The 22,503-nt window shown below is 62.5% G+C and carries 19 protein-coding genes; 15 read left to right on the plus strand and 4 right to left on the minus strand.

Features of this window, described 5'->3' with window-relative positions:
- Position 1: 1 nt before the first annotated feature.
- The 8 genes from THECO_RS02650 (at position 2) to THECO_RS02685 (ending at position 6,455) form a co-directional block, all read left to right on the plus strand.
- The gene (locus tag THECO_RS02650; protein ID WP_015253520.1) at positions 2-619 is read left to right on the plus strand and encodes a cytochrome (ubi)quinol oxidase subunit III; all 618 of its coding nucleotides are present in this window, start codon (positions 2-4) and stop codon (positions 617-619) included.
- A 4-nt stretch (positions 620-623) separates the two neighbouring features.
- Positions 624-944, plus strand: a complete 321-nt coding sequence (locus THECO_RS02655) for a cytochrome C oxidase subunit IV family protein (protein ID WP_015253521.1) — start codon at positions 624-626, stop codon at positions 942-944.
- A 114-nt stretch (positions 945-1,058) separates the two neighbouring features.
- Positions 1,059-1,973: a cytochrome c oxidase assembly factor CtaG gene (ctaG, locus tag THECO_RS02660; protein ID WP_015253522.1), complete on the plus strand. Its 915-nt coding sequence runs from the start codon at positions 1,059-1,061 to the stop codon at positions 1,971-1,973.
- A gap of 175 nt (positions 1,974-2,148) precedes the next feature.
- Positions 2,149-2,865, plus strand: coding sequence for a hypothetical protein (locus tag THECO_RS02665; RefSeq protein ID WP_015253523.1), 717 nt, complete (start codon positions 2,149-2,151; stop codon positions 2,863-2,865).
- A 15-nt stretch (positions 2,866-2,880) separates the two neighbouring features.
- Entirely contained in the window at positions 2,881-3,324 is a 444-nt protein-coding gene (locus THECO_RS02670; RefSeq protein ID WP_015253524.1) for a GntR family transcriptional regulator, read from the plus strand.
- Positions 3,321-4,259: an ABC transporter ATP-binding protein gene (locus THECO_RS02675; protein WP_015253525.1), complete on the plus strand. Its 939-nt coding sequence runs from the start codon at positions 3,321-3,323 to the stop codon at positions 4,257-4,259. The genes THECO_RS02670 and THECO_RS02675 overlap by 4 nt, the downstream gene beginning before the upstream one ends.
- A complete protein-coding gene (locus THECO_RS02680) occupies positions 4,256-5,164 on the plus strand; it encodes an ABC transporter ATP-binding protein (RefSeq protein WP_015253526.1) in 909 nt (302 codons plus the stop codon). The genes THECO_RS02675 and THECO_RS02680 overlap by 4 nt, the downstream gene beginning before the upstream one ends.
- Positions 5,157-6,455 carry an ABC transporter permease gene (locus tag THECO_RS02685; RefSeq protein ID WP_015253527.1) on the plus strand — a complete coding sequence of 433 codons (1,299 nt, stop codon included), beginning with the start codon at positions 5,157-5,159 and terminating at the stop codon, positions 6,453-6,455. The genes THECO_RS02680 and THECO_RS02685 overlap by 8 nt, the downstream gene beginning before the upstream one ends.
- A 148-nt stretch (positions 6,456-6,603) precedes the next feature.
- Here the strand turns inward: THECO_RS02685 and THECO_RS02690 are convergent, their stop codons facing one another.
- Positions 6,604-7,890, minus strand: coding sequence for a C40 family peptidase (locus THECO_RS02690; protein ID WP_015253528.1), 1,287 nt, complete (start codon positions 7,888-7,890; stop codon positions 6,604-6,606).
- A 354-nt stretch (positions 7,891-8,244) separates the two neighbouring features.
- Between THECO_RS02690 and THECO_RS02695 the strand changes: the two genes are divergently transcribed.
- Positions 8,245-10,107, plus strand: a complete 1,863-nt coding sequence (locus THECO_RS02695) for a glycoside hydrolase family 9 protein (protein WP_015253529.1) — start codon at positions 8,245-8,247, stop codon at positions 10,105-10,107.
- Between the two features lie 66 nt (positions 10,108-10,173).
- Here THECO_RS02695 and THECO_RS02700 read toward each other — a convergent pair whose 3' ends face one another.
- Positions 10,174-11,250 (minus strand): LacI family DNA-binding transcriptional regulator, encoded by a 1,077-nt coding sequence (locus THECO_RS02700; RefSeq protein WP_015253530.1) that lies wholly within the window; start codon positions 11,248-11,250, stop codon positions 10,174-10,176.
- Positions 11,251-11,489: 239 nt separating this feature from the next.
- Between THECO_RS02700 and THECO_RS02705 the strand changes: the two genes are divergently transcribed.
- From THECO_RS02705 to THECO_RS02715, 3 genes are all read left to right on the plus strand, one after another.
- Positions 11,490-14,033 (plus strand): beta-mannosidase, encoded by a 2,544-nt coding sequence (locus THECO_RS02705; protein ID WP_015253531.1) that lies wholly within the window; start codon positions 11,490-11,492, stop codon positions 14,031-14,033.
- A 78-nt stretch (positions 14,034-14,111) separates the two neighbouring features.
- The gene (locus THECO_RS02710; RefSeq protein ID WP_157373503.1) at positions 14,112-15,083 is read left to right on the plus strand and encodes an acetylxylan esterase; all 972 of its coding nucleotides are present in this window, start codon (positions 14,112-14,114) and stop codon (positions 15,081-15,083) included.
- 239 nt (positions 15,084-15,322) lie between these two features.
- Complete coding sequence (locus tag THECO_RS02715; protein WP_015253533.1) at positions 15,323-16,549, plus strand: MFS transporter; 1,227 nt, start codon at positions 15,323-15,325, stop codon at positions 16,547-16,549.
- An 81-nt stretch (positions 16,550-16,630) separates the two neighbouring features.
- Here THECO_RS02715 and abc-f read toward each other — a convergent pair whose 3' ends face one another.
- Both abc-f and THECO_RS02725 read right to left on the minus strand, forming a co-directional pair.
- A complete protein-coding gene (gene abc-f / locus THECO_RS02720) occupies positions 16,631-18,595 on the minus strand; it encodes a ribosomal protection-like ABC-F family protein (protein WP_015253534.1) in 1,965 nt (654 codons plus the stop codon).
- A 128-nt stretch (positions 18,596-18,723) separates the two neighbouring features.
- Positions 18,724-20,643 carry a hypothetical protein gene (locus tag THECO_RS02725; RefSeq protein WP_015253535.1) on the minus strand — a complete coding sequence of 640 codons (1,920 nt, stop codon included), beginning with the start codon at positions 20,641-20,643 and terminating at the stop codon, positions 18,724-18,726.
- A gap of 170 nt (positions 20,644-20,813) precedes the next feature.
- Here THECO_RS02725 and THECO_RS20935 point away from each other — a divergent pair, with 170 nt between their 5' ends.
- From THECO_RS20935 to THECO_RS02740, 3 genes are all read left to right on the plus strand, one after another.
- The gene (locus THECO_RS20935; RefSeq protein ID WP_083883337.1) at positions 20,814-21,473 is read left to right on the plus strand and encodes a 5-formyltetrahydrofolate cyclo-ligase; all 660 of its coding nucleotides are present in this window, start codon (positions 20,814-20,816) and stop codon (positions 21,471-21,473) included.
- Positions 21,442-21,933: a cyclic pyranopterin monophosphate synthase MoaC gene (moaC, locus tag THECO_RS02735; RefSeq protein WP_015253537.1), complete on the plus strand. Its 492-nt coding sequence runs from the start codon at positions 21,442-21,444 to the stop codon at positions 21,931-21,933. Before THECO_RS20935 ends, moaC begins: the two co-directional genes overlap by 32 nt.
- A 76-nt stretch (positions 21,934-22,009) precedes the next feature.
- A complete protein-coding gene (locus THECO_RS02740; protein ID WP_015253538.1) occupies positions 22,010-22,501 on the plus strand; it encodes a MogA/MoaB family molybdenum cofactor biosynthesis protein in 492 nt (163 codons plus the stop codon).
- The last annotated feature ends 2 nt before the right edge of the window (positions 22,502-22,503 follow it).

Here is a 22,503-nt window from a genome sequence, read left to right on the forward strand (position 1 = left end):
CATGAGCGGACACTCGCATGCAGACGGCGTTCTGCCTCACGAACCGGAGAAGGCGACGCTTGAAGGCCGCAACAAGGTGCTCGGCTTCTGGCTCTTCCTTGGCGGTGAAACGGTCCTGTTCGGTACGCTGTTCTCGGTATTCATCGCCCTGCGCGATCAGGTGAACGGCGGCCCGACGGCCAACGAACTGTTCTCCCTGACGATCGTCGCCATCGCGACGCTGATCCTGCTCACCTCGAGCTTGACGAGCGTCTTCGCCATCCAGGCGATGCATCGCAATGAGCCGAAGGCCATGGTGGGCTGGCTGCTCGTAACGGTTCTGTTCGGCCTCGCGTTCCTCGGCCTCGAGATTTACGAGTTCGTCGAATATGCGCATGAAGGCCATACCTTCGCGGCCAGTGCCTTCAGTACCTCGTTCTATACGCTGGTCGGGTTCCACGGCGGTCACGTTGCATTCGGCATTCTCTGGATCTCGCTGCTGATCTGGCAAGTGCTGAGACGCGGACTCACCGTCGTCACCGCGCCGAAGATTTACATCGCCGGTCTGTACTGGCACTTCATTGACGTCGTGTGGGTTTTCATCTTTACCGTCGTCTATCTGATGGGTAAGGTGGGATGAGCAAATGACAGCCGAACATGCAGCTGCCGTCGAGCAGCCGAAGAAGCGCGTCAAGCATGAAGGCCCGAAAAAGCATATCATCGCCTACATTTTCTCGCTGGTCTTGACGATTCTCGCGTTTGCGACCGTCATTACGGGCGAAGTGAGTATCAATTTCGTTTACGTGATGCTGGTTCTGATGGCGGGCGTACAGGTGTTCATTCAGATGGCGTTCTGGATGCACATGAAAGACCGCGGGCATCTGTTCCCGATCATCGGGATCTTGAGCGGAGTCATCATCGTGTTCACGATGATCATCATGGCCGTTTACTGGACCTGGTGGTAATTCGGCAATGGAGAAGAGGCGCGTCTTGGCGGATCGCCTCTTCTTCTTTATTAAAACCCGCCCATGAGGACGGCGCCAGCCGTTTTTTCTTAGACAAGGAGGTGCGGATTTCCGATGTTGCCGGACCTGTCTTATTTCACCTTCGAAGAGTTGTGGAGCCCGTTCTTCTTTTTCGGGGTGGCCCTCACCGCAATCGGTTATCTGTACTGGATCGGCCCGTGGCGGGAGAAGCATCTGCCCGATGAGCCGGCGGTGCCCGCATCGCGGCGGATGCTTGCGCTGTGCGGATTTGCGCTCTTCTATCTCGCGCAGGGCGGACCGCTGGAACTGCTCGGCCATCTGAATTTCATGTTCCACATGATCAACATGTCGCTGTCCTATCTGATCGTGCCGCCGCTCATCCTGCTCGGCACGCCGGCGTTTGTATGGCGCAAGCTGTTCGGCGCCGTCTTCTGGCGCAGGTTCAGATGGGCCGCGAACCCGATTTTTACACTGCTGCTCTTCAACGGCCTGTTCTCGTTCTATCACGTTCCGGTTGTGCATGACTACATTATGACGCATTACGCGGTGCACGCCGTCTATTACGCCGTCCTGCTCATCGCGGCTTTCCTTATGTGGTGGCATGTGACGAGCCCGGTTCCCGAGTGGAACCGCCTTTCCGATCTGCGCAAAATGGGCTACATTTTCGCGAACGGCCTCCTGCTCACACCGGCGTGCGCGCTGATCATTTTCGCCGGGGAGCCGCTCTACCGGGTGTATACGGATCCGGCCATCTGGGCCAGCGCCATGGGCTATTGCGTCAGCGGCAACGGCGAGGCGCTGCTCGCGCTGGTCGACGGTCCGTCAGCCTTCACGATGCTCGGACCGTTCGAGGACCAGCAGTCCGGCGGCATCATCATGAAGCTCGTGCAGGAAGTGATGTACGGCTCCATTCTGGCCTACGTGTTCTTCCAATGGTACCGGAAAGAGCGCGAAAAAGAAGATGGAATGCCCGCGTCTCCGGCCGGAAGTCCGGGAAACCAATCCTAACGATCGAAGACTTGCAGCCCTGCAGCCGCAAACCCGGTTGCAGGGCTTCTTTGTGCTAACCAAATGGAAAATTAATAAAAAAAGGGATTGACAATCGTGTGCTTAGTGTTTATAGTTTATATAAAGATATACACAGTATGATCGGTGATGGCACAGGAGGTTGAAGGGACAAAAGATGTGGCAAGGCGCATGGCGGATTGCGAAACATGAGTTCAACCTCGCATGGCGGGGATACCTGATGACGCTTCTGGTGCTTGCGTACGCATCGTTTTTCACTTCCGTTCTGCTGTATGGCCATTTGAGCGGAGAGATGACCAGCCGGTCGGCATGGAGCCTCGATCTCGGTTATTTCTGCATGATGCCGCTCTTCGGGTTCCTGATGGATCAGACGGCGTTTCGCTACCGGCGGGAGGACACCTATTCGCGGAAGCTGGCGGAATGGCACACGATGCCGATCGGCATCGGCCAGATCATCGCGGGCCGGATCATGCTGCTGATCCTGCTCCTGTTCGTCAACTGTCTGCTGTTCTTCGGCATTCAATACGCAGCCGTCGAAGAACTGCGCGAGCTGCTCGACCCGGCGGCATTCGTCGTCTATGCCCTGACCTGGATCGGTTACGGCGTCTTCGCCGCCATCCTGCTGGTGTTCATGGAGCTCGGATATTCCGGACGCGTCTACTTCTACTTCTGCTTCGTGTACGTGTTCATGCAGGGCGTGATCACACTGCTCCTGGCTTTGGCCGGCAAGAGCGCCGTGGTCTTCACCCTCGAAGCGGCGGCGGGCAGAAACTGGGAGACCGCAATCGCATCGGTGGCGGCCGCGGCGATGGCGGTCTGGGGATTCGGCGAACTGCTGCATCGCCGCATCAGCAGGCGAAGCTTCTGGACTTGAGGGGCGGTGAGCCGGATGTGGATGTCCATCCAACTGAACGAATACAGTGCCGAACCGCTGTACCATCAGATTGAAGTCCAGCTTCGGGCGCTCATCGTGAGCGGCCAGCTGAGCGAAGGCACGATGTTGCCGTCCATTCGGGAGATGGCGCAGCATCTGAAATGCAGCGTCATTACGATCCGGCGCGTCTATCAGGATCTCGAAGCGGAAGGACTGCTCGTTACCCGTCAGGGTACGGGAACGTTCGTCGCGAAGGTCAACCCGGAGGAGCGCCGCCGGCATCGGCTGGATGCGGTGACGACGGCCATGCGCGAAGCGGTGGCCGCGGGGCTGCGGGTGCAGTGCAGCGACGACGAGCTGCGGGAATTGTTCGAGACCGTGCTGCATGAGGCGAGGGCGAATCGTTCCCCGCCGGGGGAAGAAGGATATGGAGACAGCGGGAAGGAGGATGAGGGATGAACGGACAAGGCGGAACGGCGGTGCGCATGACGGGCGTGAGGCTGAGACAGCCGCATTTTCAACTCGGACCGATTCATCTGGAGGTGCCCGCGGGCTTTGTCACGGCGATCGTCGGACCGAACGGCTCCGGCAAGAGCACGACGTTTCGGCTCATGCTCGATCTGACGAAACCGGACGAAGGCGGCATCGAAGTGCTCGGCCGGACGATCGGGAACGGCAAGTCGATCGAGCTGTTGAATCGCGTCGGCTACCTCCCCGAAGAGCCTTACCGCCACGACAACGTCATCCGGGGCATGGACAAGGCGGAATTCTACAAACATTGGTATTCCGACTGGGACGTCAACCATTACCGGGAGCTGCTGCGGCTGTTCGAAGTGGACCATTCGCTCCGGCTCGGCAAAATGTCGAAGGGCATGCGGCGGAAATTCGATCTGGCGCTCACGCTCTCCCATCACCCGGACCTGCTGCTCCTCGACGAGCCGTCTTCCGGACTCGATCCGCTCGCCTGGCGCACGATGATCGAACTGCTGCACCGGTATATGGAATCCGGAGACCGCACGATTCTGATCGCTTCGCATGTCGTGGAAGAAGTGAAACGGCTGGCCGATTTCATCGTGTTCATGGTAAACGGCAAAGTGCTCGGCATGTATGAGAAAGACGAACTGCTCACCGGGTGGCACCAGTTCTACTTCCCGGGCGGCTATGAGAAATGGCGCGCCGTGCTGTCCGAAATGCCGGGGCTGGCCGGGCTGGAGGATGCCGGCGGGGTCGTCCGCGCGGTGACGAGTTCGGCGCGGGAAGCCGACGCCTGGATCGCTGCCAGGGAGCTCGTGCCGGCCGGGCGGAAGTCGATGGAACTTGACGATATTCTCGCCGTATTGGTGGAACGGGAGAAGCTGCAGAGGCAGTATGGAATGAAAGGAGTCGTGCAATGAGCACGTTGCAAGTTGAACGAATCGTAAAGCAATTCGGGGACAAGACGGCCGTGAACGGCATCAGCTTCAAGGCCGAAGCGGGCGAAATCTACGGTCTGCTCGGTGCGAACGGCGCCGGCAAGACGACGACGATGCGGATGGTGCTCGGGCTGATCATGCCGGACAGCGGCAGCATCCTGTATCACGGCAAGCCGTACAGCCGCGAGCAATTGCGGGACCTCGGCTATCTGCCGGAAGAACGCGGCCTCTATCCGAAAGTGAAAGTCAGCGACCAGGTGATCTATCTGGCGAGGCTCCGCGGCGTGTCCGCGAAGGAGGCGGACCGGCGGCTCAAGGAATGGCTCGAACGGTTCAACGTGCCGGAATACTACGACAAGAAGGTCGAGGAACTGTCCAAGGGCAACCAGCAGAAGATCCAGTTCATCTCCGCCGTCATTCACGATCCTTCCATTCTCGTGCTGGACGAGGCGTTCAGCGGCCTCGACCCGGTTAACGTCGAGCTGCTGAAGGCGGCGGTGAAGGATTTGCGCGACAAGGGCAAGACGATTCTGTTCTCGACGCACCGGATGGAGCATGTGGAAGAGCTGTGCCGCAACATTACGATTTTGCACCGGTCGAACGTCGTGCTGCAGGGCAGCCTCCGCGAGATCAAGAAGCAGTTCCCGCGCGAACGGGTGATCGTGCGGCTGGAAGACGACCGGGCCATCGAAGGCCTGGAGACGATTGCGGGCGTCCGGAGCGCCGCGAAGCTGGAATCGGGCTACGAGGTGCTGATCGACCGGCCCGATGCCGCGCAGGCGATTCTCGATCACGCGCGGCAACAGGGAGATGTCGTGCGGTTCGAGCTGATGGAGCCGACGCTGAACGAAATCTTTATCCGATCGGTGGGTGAGAACATTGAATAACCTGTTCACGGTCATGTCCTTCAGCATGCGCAACAAGCTGAGGACGAAAAGCTTCATCGTCACGACGATCATCATTTCGCTCCTTCTGTGCATCGCGGTCAATCTGCCTTACATCATTTCGAAATTCGCGAAAAACGACGAGCCGGACCGCATCGGCTTCGTGGAAAATGAAGCACCCGCCGTGACGGAAAGACTGCAGGCTTATTACGGCAGCCAGGAGAAGCCGGATATCGAACTGGTCGGCTACCCGGACGCCGGTTCGGCCGAAGCGAACGACGCCGCGATGAAGGAGCGGGTCAAGAACAAGGAAATCAAGGGCTACCTCGACTTTGAAACGGAAGGACGGACGTTCCCGGCCGTCACCTACAAGTCGGAGAAACTGATGGACACGGGCAGGACGTCTTCCCTGTCGGGCGCGCTGCAGGCGATCAAGGCCGACATCATTCTGTCGGACGCGAATCTGACGGAAGAACAGCGCACGGCGCTGGCGGAGCCGGTTCGCGTCGAGACGGTGCAGATCACCACGGCTGAAGGCGCGGGCTCGATCGGGGATCAAGGCAAGACGGTGGAGGAACAGGCGCTGGCGTTCGGTCTGGTCTATGCGCTCATCATCGTGCTGTTCATGGGCATCATGATTACCGGCCAGCTGATCGCGACGGAGATCACCGCCGAGAAAAGCTCGCGCGTCATGGAAATTCTCGTGACGAGCGTGGCGCCGCTGACCCAGATGTTCGGCAAAATCTTCGGCATGTTTCTGGTCGGGCTGCTGCAAATCGGCATCTATGCCGCGGTCGTCGTCATCAACGTCATGCTGCCCCACAACCAGGAGATGCTCAAGGAGCTGGACCTCAATCTTTCCAGCGTGGACCCGATGCTGCTCGTCTTTGCCGTCATCTTCTATCTGCTGGGGTACTTCCTCTATTCGACGCTGTACGCCGCGGTCGGTTCGATCGTGAGCCGGACGGAGGAGCTCGGTCAGGCGGTCGTGCCGTTGACGATGCTGTCGCTTGCGGCATTCTACATCGGCATTTTCGGCATTCAGCAGCCGCAGTCGAGCTTCGTGGAAGTGACGTCGTTCATTCCGTTCTTCACGCCGTTCGTCATGTTCCTGCGGATCGGATTGGCCGACCCCGCCCTGTGGGAAGTGCTGCTGTCGCTGGGCATCCTCCTCGCGACGATTCTGGCGCTCGGCTGGCTGTCGGCGAAAATCTACCGCACCGGCGTGCTGATGTACGGCAAGCGTCCGTCCATCAAGGAGCTCATCAAAGCGATGAAGGCCTACAAAGTCTGACGGCGAAAATGTTGCAGCCATTCGGCAATCGCCAACGGCCGGCCCCCTTCGCGGGGGCCGGCCGTTTCACGTTTTGTTATGAATCTGATGTTTTTGTTATCTACCGGGAGCATGGGGGCAGATATAATGAAATTATGAAGGCTCGCGGTCAGTAGACGAACCCGCCGAACAGGAAGCGGTACTCCCAATGGGTGCCCGCGATGCTGTCGACCCGGACGCCGCCGGATTTCTCGGAATAGGTGTGCAGCACTTGGCCGTCGCCGAGGTAGATGCCGACATGGGTGATGCGGGCATTGGTTTTGTCGACGTTCGCGTAGTCGGCTGCCTTGCTTCCCTGGTAGGACATGAAGAACATCAGGTCGCCTCGGCTCAAGGCCCGCCAGTCGTCCTTCGTCTTGCCGACCTCCTTCACGTAAGCGCCCTGGCTGCGGGAGTCGCCGGGCAATCGGAGGCCGATGCCGTCCAGGTATGCCTGGCGGACGAAGTCGGAGCAGTCGAACGTGCTCGTGTCGCTGCGGCTCGAGCCGAATTCGTACGGCGTACCGAGGTATTTGAGACCTGCGTTGATGGCCTGTTCGGCTGCAAAGGCGCGGTCCAGCTTCTTGTAGGGCTCGACATAGCTGGTCGAGATATATTTGGCGCTCGTGCTGACATAGCCGTAGACGCCGCCTGCGTCTTGCACGTAATACCAGTAATCGTTGTGTTTGTTCACGACGGTCAATTTCTCGCCCGCATACATATAGCGGATGCGTTCCGCAGACGTGCCCGGGCCTTTCCGGAACGTGACCGTGCTGACGATCACCGCGTTCGGCTCGAACTTGTATGCCGGTTCTTCCGGCTGATCGATCAGGTCTTTGTCCGTCTCATCGGGATCGGCCGGAACGGAAGGCTCGTCCGGCAGGGCGGGACCCGGGTCCTCAGGCGTATCGACCGGCGGCACGAACGATGTGCGGATATATTTCGGGTTCGTGCTGGCGTAGCCGATGACTTGGTCCCGGTCGGCGACACGGTACCAGTACTTGTTGACCTGCTCGAGAATCCAGACCGGCTCTCCCTTCTTCAGCATCCGGATGACGTCCGAATCGGTGGACGGACCGGTGCGCAGATTGACGCCGTAGATCACTTCGCCGTTCGGATCGGTCGTCACGGCGGCAGTCCTGATCTCCACATATTTGTCCAGGGAGGAGATATACCCGACCGTGCCGGACGCATCGCGGACCTTGAGCCAGTAGGCGTTCGTCCGCTCGATCAGATCCAGCACTTCGCCTTTGCGGAGATAGCGGATCCGTTCTCCTGATGTGGAGGGAAGGGTGCGGAAATTGACGGTGTCGATGACATGGACTTGCTCCGCGTATGTACGGGCAAAAACCGCGAGCGGCATCGAAGCCAGCGCGATGCATGCGGCAAGCGCCGCAACCAGCAGGTTCCTTCTCATGGCGAACCTCCGTCAGGATGATTTTGCCGCGGCAAGACAATCTTAGCATAGCTGAATTTGCCATAAGCGTTGAAAAACTTGCCAGATACGTTTCGTATCCGGATGCAAAATAGTAAAACATTCGCTGGATTTTGGCTGCGGATAGTCCGATATTCGCATGTTTCGGGCGTGTTTCTTCGGCGACGGATAGGACGGTCGCAATAACGAACGAAAGCCGGCGGCGGCCGGACGGGACGGGAGCACGAGAGGAAAATAAGCCCAACGGCATGGTCCGAAATTCGGCGGGAAATGCGAGCGGGGGTTGTTTGTGCCGCATTTTGGAGCATGAAAAGGATACAGGGGGGAGCACACGGGATGAGCAGGATGGGCAGGACGGCGGGATGGATCTTGAGCCTGATGTTGGTGTTCGGACTTGCGGCCGGATGCGCGGACGGCGGGAACGATGCGGAGCGCTCGCCGGAGCATGCGGAGGCGGCCGGTCCCGCGGGCAGCGGATCGGATGCCGGCGATGCGGCGGGCGGAGAGGAGGGCGAAGGAACGTTGAATGCCGGGGAGCTCGTCTACGACGGCGAGGATATCAAGGTCAATCAGGTCGGCTATCTGCCCGACGCGCCCAAGGTGGCGGTGCTCGAAGGCGAGGCCAAGGCCGAACGGTTCCAGGTCGTTGACGCGGAGACGCAGGCGGTCGTCTTCGAAGGTGAGGTCGGCCGGGCCGAGATCGACGCGAATTCGGGCGAACGGGTGAGGCATCTGGATTTCAGCGCCCTGCGGGAAGAAGGCGAATATGAGGTCGTCGTGCCCGGAGCGGGGGCGTCGCGGAAGTTCCGCATCGCCCGGAACGTCTATTACGCGCCGTTCTTCGACGCGCTCCGCTCCTATACGCTCGGCCGCGCAGGGCTGGCGATCGACGACCCGATAACCGGGCTGAAGCACGAAGCCGGACATCTGCAGGATGCCGAAGCGCGGCTCGACATCGACCATCCGCACGCGCCCGCGGGCACGCCGGTCGACGTCAGCGGCGGATGGTACGATGCCGGCGACTACGGCAAGTACGTGACGCCGGGCGCGGTGACGGCCGCCCAATTGCTGCTCGCATACGAACTGTACCCGGAGAAGTTCACCGCCGGGCAGCTCAAGTTCCCTGACGGGTTCGCGAGCGATGTGCCGGGGCTGCCCGACGCGCTGGCGGAAGTGAAGGTTGAGCTGGACTGGCTACTCAAGATGCAGCGGCCTGACGGCGCCGTATACCACAAGGTGTCGGGCTTGGCGTGGCCGGGCATGATCCGGCCGGAGGACGACACGCAGCCGCGGTACGTCTTCGGCATGACGACCTACGGCACCGGCATGTTCGCCGGCGCCATGGCGTTGGCGGCGCGCGTCTACGAGCCGTTCGATGCCGAATACGCCGGAAGGCTGCTCGAAGCGGCCGAGCGGGCCTGGCGCTTCCTCGAAGCGCATCCGGAGCCGATCGTCCTGAAGAGCGAGCGCCAGGACAACGGTTCGGGCGGCTACGACAAGAACGGCGACCAGGACGACCGGTTCTGGGCGGCGGCCGAGCTGCTGAAGACGACCGGCGATGCGCGGTACGCGGCGTACATCGGCGAGAAGCTGTCTCATCAGCTTCAGCGCGAGCCGGTCATCATCGGCTGGGGCTCGACGCTGGCGCTCGGACAGTTCGCCTACGCGACGGCGGAAGCGGGAGATCCGGCCGTCAAGGCGTCGCTCAGGCAGAAGCTGGTGAAGGCGGCGGACGACATCGTCGGCCGGATCGAGCGGGACGGCTACCGTTACGCGCTGTCGCCGAACGAGTACACGTGGGCGTCCGCCAAGAACGGCATGGCGAAGGCCGAGCTGCTCCTGCTTGCGCATGAGCTCGAGCCGAAGGAAGCCTATGTGCACGGCGCGCTCGACCAGTTGCATTACACGCTGGGGCGCAACGCGCTCGGCACGACGTATTTGACCGGTTCGGGGACGGAAATGCCGGACTATCCCCACAGCCGGATGATTACGGGAACGGGCACGTACATTCCGGGGCTGCTCGTCGGCGGGCCGAACAAATTCGGCGGCGATCCGGAGCTGGACAAAATGCTGGAGCGCGAGTCGCCGCCGCCGGCGAAGGCTTACCTGGATTCGCCCGGATCATGGGCGACGAACGAGTACGCGATCGACTACAATGCGCCGCTCGTATTCGTGCTGACATACTTTGCAGAGCCTTGAACGAGCATAAGGACGGCCGGTCGGGTGTCATACCCGGCCGGCCGTTCGGCGCTTGCGGCGGCGGCGTCATGCCTTGGGCGGCGCGGCCGACGTTCCCGCCACCGGCACGGTGGCCAGCCGGATATGCTCGATGGGCCGATCCGGCTGCGCCATCCGCAGGGCGAGCTGTTCGAACGCGCGGGAGCCGACGCGCACCGCGTCGATTCGGACGGACATGAGCTGCAGGCCGTCCGGCAGCGGGTCGGTGTCCGTCTCGATGGCGTCGAAGCCGGTGACGGACAGGTCTTCCGGGACGGTGAGTCCCATCCGGCCCAGCGTCTGGATCGTCCGGACGGCGACGACATCGTTCGCGCAGACGAAGGCGGTCGGCAGAGCCGGCATGGCGGCGAGCGACTCGGCGATCTCCGCGCCGTCGTAATAGTGGCCCGGCTTCGGCGCCACGGCGCAGCAGGAAGGATCGACGGAGAGCCCGGCGTCCATCATCGCCCGCCGGAAGCCGTTCCATCGTTCCCTGAACGACAGGCAGTCGGCGATGTCGCCGATGAAGCCGATGCGGCGGTGTCCCAGCGCGATGAGCCGCGCGGTCAGATCGCAGACGCTCTGCTCGCTCTCCATCAGCACCGTATCGAAGAGGGCGTCTTCGGCCCGCGCCGCGCTGTCGTGGTCGATCAGCACGGCCGGCAAGCCGAGCTCGGCGACGGCCCGCGCGTAGGCCAGTCGGGTGATGCCGGCCATGATGACCCCGTCCACATGCGCCTCCGTGAGCGAGCGGGGCAGGCGCAGCGAATCCAGATCTTCCTGGTGGACAAAATGCAGCACCATGTTCCAGCCGCGGCGCCGCGTCGATTCTTCGATGCCCTGCAGCACATCCACCCAGTAGCCCTTGCTGCCCGAACGGGCGAGGCTCGACCGGATCAGACAGGCGATCGTGCGCATGGCGGCGCCGGCCGCATCGCGCAGCTCCGCACGGTTTGCCTGGTCGGCCGGCCGGTAATGCTTATAGTGAAGCTGCGCGGCCATATCGAGCACCCGTTGCCGCGTGGCGGGCGGCACGGTCGGATGGCCGTTCAGCGCCTTCGACACCGTCGTGCGCGACAATCCGAGCATCCGCGCGATGTCGTTGGTGGTCGCTTTTCGTTTCATGGGGATGCAAATTCACCTGCCAGTCTTCCGCGGAAGGTATGGTCAACCGAAATGATCATTTTGTTCATTTTGTTAAAATTATAGCCCAGACGTCGGAAACACACCAGTAATAATTAAAAATTTCCACGCATAATTGAACAAAATGAACAAAAATCACCGGATATTCAATTTACCTATTGAACAAACTTATGTATAATGTGTGTGAAAATCAGCAGAATCTGATCTGCCGGGAGGACGTTATGAACGCGGTTCAACGATTGACAAGCAACTGGCAGTTCCGGGGCGTCGGCGGCCAGGAGTGGCTGCCGGCCGTCGTGCCGGGCTGCGTCCACACCGATCTGCTCGCAAACGGCAAGATTCCGGATCCGTTCCACGGGACGAATGAGCGCGATCTGCAATGGATCGACAAGCAGGACTGGGAGTATGAGACGACGTTTGACGTGTCGGCCGAGGTGCTCGGCGAGTCCAGGATCGACCTCGTATTCGACGGTCTCGACACCTATGCCGATGTGACGCTGAACGGCGAGCACGTGCTGTCCGCGGACAACATGTTCCGCACGTGGCGCGTCGAAGTGAAGCGGCTGCTCAAGGCCGCGGGCAACAAGCTGCACATTCGTTTCCGCTCGCCGATCAACGAAGACCTGCCGAAGCTCGAGAAGCTGGGCTACGCCTTGCCGGCGGTGAACGACCAGTCGGAGAACGGCGGCCTCGGCGACAAGAAAGTGAGCGTCTTCGCGCGCAAGGCGCCGTACCATTACGGCTGGGACTGGGGGCCGCGGTTCGTGACGAGCGGCATCTGGCGCGAGGTTCGGCTCGAAGCCTGGTCCGGCGTGCGCATCGCCGACCTGTTCATCCGCCAGCGCAGCGTAACGGCGGCCGAAGCGAAGCTGACCGCCGTCGTCGAAGTCGAAGCCGAGAGCGCATGGAGCGGCACGCTCCGGCTGTCGGCGGACGGGCGCGTCTGGGAGCGGGAAGTGGCGCTTGCGCCCGGCACGCAGACGATCGGGCTGGATGCGGCGATCGAGCGCCCGAAGCTGTGGTGGAGCCGCGGGCTCGGGGCCCAGCACCTGTACACGTTCCGCGCGGAGCTGCTGGCATCCGGCCGGCAGGCGGCGGCGCGGCAGGTTCGGACCGGCCTCCGCTCGATCCGTCTCGTGCGCGAGAAGGACGAATGGGGCACGTCGTTCTATTTTGAACTGAACGGGGTCAAGGTGTTTGCCAAAGGCGCGAACCATATCCCGCTCGACAGCTTCGTCACCAGAGTGACGCGGGAGCGTTACGAACATGAGATCGCGTCGGCCGCGCTCTCGAACATGAACATGCTGCGCGTCTGGGGCGGCGGCATCTACGAGGACGACACGTTCTACGAGCTGTGCGACGAGTACGGCATTCTCGTCTGGCAGGACTTCATGTTCGCGTGCAGCCTGTACCCGGGCGACGAAGCGTTCCTGGCGAACGTGCGCGCCGAAGCGGAGCAGAATGTGAAGCGGCTGCGCAATCATCCGTGCATCGCGCTCTGGTGCGGCAACAACGAGATCGACACCGCCTGGTCGCACTACATCGAGGACGCGGGCTGGGGCTGGAAGAAGGAGTATTCGCCGGAGCTCCGGGAGAAGCTGTGGGCGGATTACGAGGCGATTTTTCACGAGCTGCTTCCGGAAGTCGTCGGCCGGCTGGCGCCGGAGGCGGACTACTGGCCGTCTTCGCCGATGCAGGGACTGACGCGCGACGCGAACCAGCATGCCGGCAAGCGGACGACGTCCGGCGATATCCACTACTGGGGCGTCTGGCATGAAGTGGAGCCGTTCGAGCGCTACACGCTCAACCTCGGCCGGTTCATGAGCGAATACGGATTCCAGTCGTTTCCGGAAGAACGCACCGTCCGCTCGTATGCGCAGGATCACGAGATGGAACTGCTCTCCGACGTCATGCTCAGCCACCAGCGGCATCCGTCCGGCAACAAGCTGATCAAGCAATATCAGAGCATGTATCTGCCCGAGCCGAAGGATTTCGTCTCGTTCCTGTCCGTCAGCCAGGTGCTGCAGGGCGAAGCGATGAAGTTCGCGATCGAGGCGCACCGCCGGCGCAAGCCGTTCTGCATGGGCACGCTGTACTGGCAGATGGACGACTGCTGGCCGGTGGCGTCGTGGGCGTCGATGGACTATTACGGCCGCTGGAAAGCGATCCAGTACTACGCGAAGAAGAGCATGAAGGACATCATGGTGTCGATCGACGGCACGAAGGAAGGCGAAGTGGACATTCACATCATCTCCGATGTCCTGCAGCCGATCGACGGCACGCTGCACGCGGCGCTGTATGATTTCGACGGCAAGCTGCTCAAGCAGTTCAGCGTGCCGGCGAAGGTGGAGGCGAACGCCACCGCGGTCGTCTGGTCGTCTACCGTCGACGGTCTGCTCGAAGGGGCGGATCCGAAGCGCACGGTGCTGAAAGCCGATCTTGCGGCGGACGGTCAAGTGTTCGACAGCAAGCTGCACTACTTCGTCCCGGCCAAGGACATCCAATTGTCGAAGGCGAAAGTGACGATCCGGGAAGTGGCGGGTTCGAACGGAACGGCGTTCACGCTCGAGACGGACACGCTTGCGAAGCAGGTCGCGCTGCTTCCCGAAGCGGAAGGCGTCTTCAGCGACAACTGGTTCGACCTCATCCCGGGCATTCCGGTCACGGTCGAGTTTCTCGGCCGTGGCGCAGCCGGACGGGCGTTCGCGCCCGCTGCGCCGGGACGGATCACCGTCCGGTCGTTCGCGGACTGGATCGGGCTGTAAAACCGATGATCACAAGGCCCCTTGCCAGGCAAGGGGCCTTGTTTTACACTGAACCCGAACCCACCGTCTGGAGAGGAGATGCTCGACGTGGCTCAACCTTACGATCTTCCTTTAAGCGAGCTGGAGAAGTACAAGCCCCCGCTTACGCGGCAGCCCGATTTCGACGCGTTCTGGGATCGGACGCTCCGCGAACTGGCGGAAACGCCGCTGTCGGTTGAACTGACGCCGCATGATTACCCGGCGCGGGGCGTGCGTCTGTTCAAGGTCGTCTATTCGGGCTTTCGCGGCGCGACCATTCAAGGCTGGCTGGCGCTGCCCGAAGGCGAAGGTCCGTTCCCGGGGCTGATGCTGTACCACGGCTACAACTGGGCGATGGAAGGCCAGATTCACGACACGGTGAATTGGGCGCTCCACGGCTATGCGGCGTTCCTCATGCTGTGCCGCGGTCAGCAGGGCGAAAGCGCCGACAACACCGTCTACAGCCACGGCGCCCAAGCGGGATGGATGTCGAAAGGCATTCTGTCCGAGGATGAATATTACTACCGCGGCGTCTACATGGACGCGGTCCGGGCGCTTGAAGTGCTCGCATCGCTCGATCAGGTGGACCGCACGCGCATCGGCGTGAGCGGCGGCAGCCAGGGCGGCGCATTGACGCTGGCCGCTGCGGCGCTGTCGGACATTCCGGTCGTCGCGGCCGCGGATTATCCGTATCTGGCGCATTTCGAGCGGGCGATCGACATTACGCCGAGCGGTCCGTACCTGGAGTTGAACGAATTTTTCCGCCGCAACGGCGATCCGGAGATTGAAGCGCGGGCGAAGCGGACGCTGTCCTACTTCGACGTCATGAACCTGGCGCCGCGCGTCAAGTGCCGGACATGGGTGTCGATCGGCCTCGTCGACACGATCACGCCGCCGTCGACGGTGTTCGCGGCGTACAACCATCTGAACTGCGAAAAATCGATCTCCGTGTTCCGCTACTTCGGCCATGAATACATTCCGCGCGCGCACGAGCAGCGGCTGCGGCTGCTGCTGGAAACGCTTCAGCCGTAAGCGCCGCGCGGGAAGAAGCCTTCCGTCCATCCGTCGGGCGGGAGGCTTTTTTGGTTCATTCCGGAAGTTCCGCCGCCTGAAAACCGCCCGCGGCGGCAGATGACAGCCTCCGGCGCGCCGACACGGTCCGGGACGGGGTTATTTCCGCGTATTTCGCCTTTTCCGCCGTTTGACGCGTGTTTACGCCAGGCCTACACTTGGTCTAACGCACTTTTGGACCCGGAAGGAGACGCATTTCATTGAACACAGCCGTTCAAACCCGCGTGGCCGTGCAGACCGCGACGGTCTATTCGATCCTGTTCGCCGTCAGCGCAATCCATATGCTCAACGACTCGATGCAGACGGTCGTGACGGCGTTGTTCCCGGTGCTGCGCGATTCGCTGGCGCTGACGTTGTCACAGATCGGGTGGCTCAGCTTTGCCCTCAATATGACCTCATCCGTCATGCAGCCCGTGGTCGGCCTGTATTCCGACCGGCATCCGACGCCCGGCATGCTGCCGGTCGGCATGGGGATGAGCCTGCTCGGCATCGCCGGGCTGGCGTTCGCGCCGAATTACTGGACCTTGCTTCTGGCAACCGTCTTCATCGGCATCGGTTCGGCGGTCTTTCACCCGGAAGGTTCGCGGGTTGTCTATTTCGCCGCGGGCGAGCGGCGAAGTTTCGCCCAATCGATCTATCAGATGGGCGGCAACGCCGGTTCCATGCTGGCGCCGCTCATGACGATCGCGATCTTCATTCCGCTCGGCCAGCGCGGCGCGGCCTGGGGGATGCTGCTCGCCGCCGCGGCCATCGCCGTCGCGCTGTACGTCGTGCCGTGGTATCGCACGCAGCTCGCCGCATACGGGGTGCCGGTGAAGCGCAAGGGCAAGACGGCGGACGGCCGGACCTTGCACGACGGCCTGTCCGGCCGCACGGTCGCCTTCGCGCTGACGCTGCTCGTCCTGATCGTGTTCGCGCGTTCGTGGTACGCCGCAGGCATCAACAATTTCTACCCGTTCTATCTGGAAGACAAATTCGGGGTGTCGAAGCAGACCGCCCAGCTCGCCCTGTTCCTCTATCTGGGGGCCGGCGTGGCGGGCACGTTCTTCGGCGGCATCTGGGGCGACCGGTTCGGCCGCAAAACTATGATCATCTTCTCGATCGTCGGCTCGGCTCCGTTCGCGCTGGCGCTGCCGTATCTGCCGCTTGAGGCGATTTTCCCGGTCGTCACGGTGCTCGGCTTCATCATGATGTCCGGATTCTCCGTCAGCGTCGTCTACGCGCAGGAACTCATGCCGCGCAACGTCGGCATGGCGTCCGGCCTGATCGTCGGCCTCGCGTTCGGCATGGGAGCGCTCGGCGCCGTCGTCCTCGGCGAATGGATGAGCGCGATCGGCGAGAACCCGATCCCGGTCATCGACGCGGTCAGCTATCTGCCGCTGATCGGGCTGCTGGCGTTCCTGCTGCCGAAGGACCGGCGCCGTTGAGGCCGGGAAGCCGCGGGACTCCCCGGACATGCTTAAGCCCGTCTGCCCCATTCGGTGACAGACGGGCTTTCCGCATGCTTGTCAGGCCATCAACTGTTCCCATTCCGCGAACGCGGCTTCCAGCGCGGCGCGCTTCTCGTCGAGATGCTGCTGTTTCTCCTGCACGAGCGTGTAGTCCAGATACACGGCCGGGTCGGCGAGTTCCGCTTCGACCGCCGCGATGGCCGCCTCCAGCGCCTCGATCTCCGCTTCCAGCTGCTCGATCCGCCGCTGGCGCTGGCGCTCCTGCCGCTTCGCCTGCTTCTCGGCTTCGTAGGACGACCCGCCGCCCGCGCCGCCGCGTGCCCCGGCGGCATCCGCCGTTCCGCCGCTTTCCGTCCGATCCGCGGTACTTCCCGCCGTCTCGCCGGCCAGACGAAGCTCTTCCTGCTCGCGCTTTTTCTCCAGCATGTCGTCGTAGTTGCCCAGGTAAACCCGCACGCCGTCCGGCGTCAGCTCGATGATGCGCTCGGCCATCTTGTTGAGAAAATAGCGGTCGTGCGAGATGAACAGCAGCGTCCCCTCGAAATCGACGAGCGCCGTCTCGAGCACTTCCTTGCTGTACAGGTCCAGATGGTTCGTCGGTTCGTCCAGAATGAGGACGTTCGCCCGCTCGAGCATCAGTTTCGCCAGGGCGACCCGCGCCTTCTCGCCGCCGCTCAGCGAGGAAATCTTCTTCAGCACGTCGTCGCCGCTGAACAGGAAATTGCCGAGCACGGTGCGGATGCGCACTTCCTCCAGATGGGGAAAAGCGTTCCACACCTCGTCGAGCACCGTGTTGTCGGGATGGAGCTGCGACTGCTCCTGATCGTAGTAGCCGATTTTCACGTTGGCGCCGAATCGGACCGTGCCGGTCTCCGGCTTGATCCGTCCGAGCAGCGTCTTCAGCAGCGTCGACTTGCCGATGCCGTTCGGGCCGGCGATGGCGACGGTCTCCCCGCGCTTCAGTTGGAACGAGACGTTCCGAAACAGCGGCCGGCCGCTGCCTTCGAACCTGACCGACAGATCCTGCACATCCAGCACGTCCGCGCCGGTCTGCCGGTCGATCTCGAAGGCGAACGACGCCCGCTTCACATCCCCGGCCGGCCGCTCGATCCGTTCCATGCGCTCGAGCATTTTGCGCCGGCTCTGCGCCCGCTTCGTCGTCGAGGCGCGGACGATGTTGCGCCGGATGAACTCTTCCATGCGCGCGATCTCGTCCTGCTGCTTCTCGTAGGCTTTGAGCGCGGACTCGTACTCGGCCGCCTTCAATTCGATATAGCGGCTGTAATTGCCGGTGTACCGCTTCGCGGCGTGCCGCTCGATCTCGATGATGCTGTCCGCCAGCGCATCGAGGAAATAGCGGTCGTGGGACACGGCGAGAATGGCGCCCGGATAGCCGCGCAGATAGTCTTCGAGCCAGGAGAGCGTCTCGATGTCGAGATGGTTCGTCGGCTCGTCCAGAATGAGCAGATCGGGCGCCTGCAGCAGAATGCGCGCCAGCGCGAGGCGCGTCTTCTGCCCGCCGCTGAGCGAGGCGATCGGCGTGTCCGGCGGATACTGACCGAACCCCATGCCGTGGAGGACGCTGCGGATACGGGTTTCGATCTCGAATCCGCCGCGCTCGCGGAACGTATCGGACAGCGCCGCATACCGGGCCAGCAGCTCCTCGTAGCGGGTTTTATTTTCCATCTCCTTCGGATCGGCGATGCGGACTTCCATCTCCCGAAGCTCCCGCTCCATCTCGAGCAAATCCGCGAACACGGCGCGCATCTCCTCGTCGATCGTCCGGTCGGACTGCAGCCCGCTGCTTTGGGCCAGATACCCGATCCGCATGCCCTTGCGCCTGCTCACCACACCGTCATCCGGCGACAGCTCGCCGGCGATGATCGCGAGCAGCGTCGACTTGCCCGCGCCGTTCACGCCGACGATGCCGATCCGCTCGCGTTCATTCACGTGAAACGAAATATTGGACAGCACCGGTTTGGCGCCGAAACTTTTCGCGATTCCCGATAGTTGCAGCAACATGTCGATCCTCCGCAGCCTTCTCCCATGCAAGCCGTTCTCATGCGCCGCGCAACTCGCGGCCACACAGAACAGTGTACATGATTCCGGCGCGGAGCGGAACCTGCGTGTCGAATGCGGATGCGCCCGATCTATTCGTCCTTGTCGTGCAGCGTCAGCAGATAGTGAATGAGCGCATCCTGCTCCCGGCGCGTGAAGCCGGTCGTCTCATCGACCCAGTAGTTGTGGCCGATCCCTTCGACATTCGCTTCGCGCAAGTCCTTGTCGGCCTGGTTCGCCTTGACGACCCGCTCGCGCAGCCGCTTGTCGACCAGTGCGCGCAGGCTTTCGGCCGGGTCGGGCAGGATGCCGGCCTTGAACGTGCCGGGGATGCCGTATTGTCCCGGCTCGGGTCCGGCCGCGACGCCGCCGTCGTGCAGGTACGGAGCCGACCAGTAAAGTCCGTACAGGCTCGGCGTCTTGTAGCCGCCCGGCGAATTGCCGTGCGCGAAAGCCAGCCTGATCTGTTCTTCGGACATGCCGTTCAGCGGCATCCGGTGCAGCTTCGGCTTCTTGGGCAGCGGTACGGGCGTATCGTAATCGTACATGAGCGGCGGTCCCCAGAACTTCTCCGTCTTCTTGAACGACCGGGCGCGCGACGGGTTCGTGCCGAGGACATCGGTCGCGACAATCCGGTTGTTCGTGAGGTACGGTCCGGCATGGCAGGTGATGCACCCGGCCCGCCGGAACACCGCTTCGCCCTCCGCCGCGAGTCTCGCATCCCTTTTCAGGTGCGAACGCGGCGGCTTGAGCGTATTCTGGTAGGCGGACATCGCCAGCGTATGCCGGTTGATCGGGTATCCGGGAACGGACGACAGGACGCCGGATACCGATACGAAGGATGAACGCGGATGGGCAGGCGACGGCACCGACTGGATGATGCCCGGCGAGTCCGGCGTCGGGTCGACGGCCGCGAACTGTTCGGACGGCTTCGTTCCCTTGGCCGGGTCGTAACGATATTTGGACGAGGCCGCCCGCTGCAGCAGAATCCCCATGTACACTTCCTTGTCGAGCCCGAAGATCGGCTTGCTCAGCCCGGCCTGCGCCAGCGCGTCCATATTCTGCGCGTTCGGGACGCCGGAGAACGTCATGAGCCCTTTGAACGGACCGGCGAAAGCCGTGCCGTTCCAGTTGTACGGGTGATCGCCGAGCGTGAATGAATCGGGAATCTGGACCGGGTTGTTCTCCATGTCGATGGTTGTGTCGATGGAACCCGGCGGCCATTTCATGAGTTGTTCGTCGACCAGCCGTTCGAGCTCGTCCGGATCCGGCAGCGGCGTGCGCTTCCCTTCGCTGTCCGTTACCCAGCTTTTGGCCTGTTCCTTGAAGCGGATGAGGCCGCGGATCTGCTCCGTCGTCACGCCCGTGTGGGTGAAAAACGCGGCCGAGTTGTTGCCCATGGCGAGGAGGAGGCCGACGTTCAGATCGGTGTTCGGCGGACCTTCGACGACCTTGCCGCTCACCGGATCGTAGACGGCGTGGCAGGCGATGCAGCCGACGCCGACCCGCGGCTTGCCCTTGTCCAGCGAGACTTTCAGGCCAAGCGGCACATACGATCCCTTCGCGACGTCCAGGCCGGTGTCGATGAGATCGCCCTTGCGGATCGTTCTTCCGCCGATGACGGCGTCCTTCTCCGCCGCCACCCGCAGATTCGTCGTGCCTTCGCCCTTCAGCGCCGCCGTCGCCTTCAGAATCCCGCGTATCGTCAGCGGTCCGTCCAGCAGCCCCATGATATCCATCAGAAAATGTTCATTGCCGAACGTCTCGCCGTAGAACGCCCGCCTGCCGAGATCGAGCGTTTCCTCGTCCGTCGGCTCCGGGTTTTCCGGCGTCTGCGCCGTGCGAACCGTCGCGGCGGGACGGCGCGGGTTCAGGACGTGCTCCCGATCCGGTATGTAGATGTAACTCGGATGTGTATATAACAAAAGGATTGCAGCCAGACCGATGCCTGCGGTCGAAAGCAGGATGCCGGCTGCCAGCCGTCTGCTTCTTCGTTTTTTGTTCCGTTCCAACTTCAGTCACCGCCTTCGAAATCGGCCTTCGTCTCCCCGGGGGTGCGGCCGGAAAATATACGCATAGTATCCGCCACGCTGCGGGTTTCATGCGCGCCCCGCCATTGGCGAATTGCGCGGCGGAATGGTAAACTGATGACAGGATTACCGCAAGATGACGGGAAAGGCGGATGTCTTTCGTGGAATACGGCAGCCGGCATGCCGGCAAGGCGGCGCTGCGTCGGGAAATGGCCGCGCTGCGGGACCGCATTCCGGAACCCGAACGGCACCTGCGGTCCGAACGGGCCTGCCGCCATGCCGCGGAGTGGCTCCGGGAGCGGGGTGCGGACTGCTTCCTCGCCTATGCCTCGTTCCGCTCGGAGCTGGACACACGGCCGCTTCTCGAGTGGGGCTGGCGCAGCGGACTGGCTGTCCTGCTCCCCGTCTGCAACACGGCGGACCGGTCGCTCGAACTGTACCGGGTGCGAAGCTTCGATGAACTGAAGCGGGGCGCTTACGGCGTGCCGGAACCGGATCCGGCGCAAGCGGAGCGATGGCAGGATGCGCGGAGCATCGGAGCCGTCTTCGTCCCGGGGCTTGCCTTCGCGCCGGACGGAAGCAGGCTCGGCTACGGCGGCGGCTATTACGACCGGTTCGCCGGGCGGATGCGCGCCTCGGGCGGCGCGGCGCGATGGATGGGACTGGCCTTCGGGGTGCAGATCGTGCCCGAAGTGCCGGTCGAACCGCACGACGCCCGGCTGGACGGTTACATAACGGAAGACGGCGTCTACAGGTTGCCGAGGCGGGGAGGATGTTCGGATGGCGGACGGGAAGCTGACGCATTTCAATGAGCAGGGCCGGGCGAGGATGGTCGATGTGACGGACAAGGACGTGACGGCGCGGGCGGCCGTGGCCGAGACGACCGTCAGGATGCGCCCGGAGACGCTGGAGGCGATCCGTTCCGGCCGGGTCGGCAAAGGCGACGTGCTGGCCGTCGCGCAGGTGGCGGGCATCATGGCGGCGAAGCGGACGGCCGAATGGATTCCGATGTGCCACCCGCTGCCGCTGACCGGCATTGATATTCAATTCCGCGAAGCCGGGAACGACCGGCTGATTATTGAAGCAACCGTGAAGACGACCGGCAAGACCGGCGTCGAGATGGAGGCGCTCACCGCCGTATCGGCGGCGGCGCTGACCGTCTACGACATGTGCAAGGCGATGCAGAAAGACATGGAGATCGGCCCGACGCGGCTCCTCCGCAAGACGGGAGGCAAAAGCGGCGATTACGCAAGACCGTCCGAACAGGCGTGAAGATCCGCGGGGCTGATGGATTGCGGATGTCGGATTTTCTTTGCTGTCGGTTTTTCCTTACAGGAGGGGGAAACGGATGCGTTGGAAGGTTGCGATTCTGACGGCGAGCGACAAGGGGGCCGCGGGAGAGCGGGAAGACACGAGCGCACAAGTGATCCGCGAATTGATGGAAGAAGAAATCGGCGGCGAAATCGTCGAATACCGCGTCGTGCCGGATGACCAGGATGAGATAACGGCGGCGCTGATTGAAATCACCGAGTACTACCGTCCGGATCTGATCGTGACGACGGGCGGCACGGGACTCGGGCCGCGCGATGTGACGCCGGAAGCGACGGAGCGCGTCATCGAGCGGAAGGTCCCGGGCCTTGCGGAAGCGATGCGGATCGGGGCGATGCACAAGACCCGCGCGGCGATGCTCTCGCGCGGCATCGCCGGCATCCGCGGCCGCACGCTGATCATCAATCTGCCGGGCAGCCCGAAGGGCGTCCAGGAGAGTCTGATGGCGATCATCGACCAGCTGCCGCACGCGCTGGCGATTCTGACCGGACGGGAAACGGAACATGTGTGAAG

It is taken from the genome of Thermobacillus composti KWC4 (assembly GCF_000227705.2).
In the GTDB taxonomy this organism is placed as follows: domain Bacteria; phylum Bacillota; class Bacilli; order Paenibacillales; family Paenibacillaceae; genus Thermobacillus; species Thermobacillus xylanilyticus.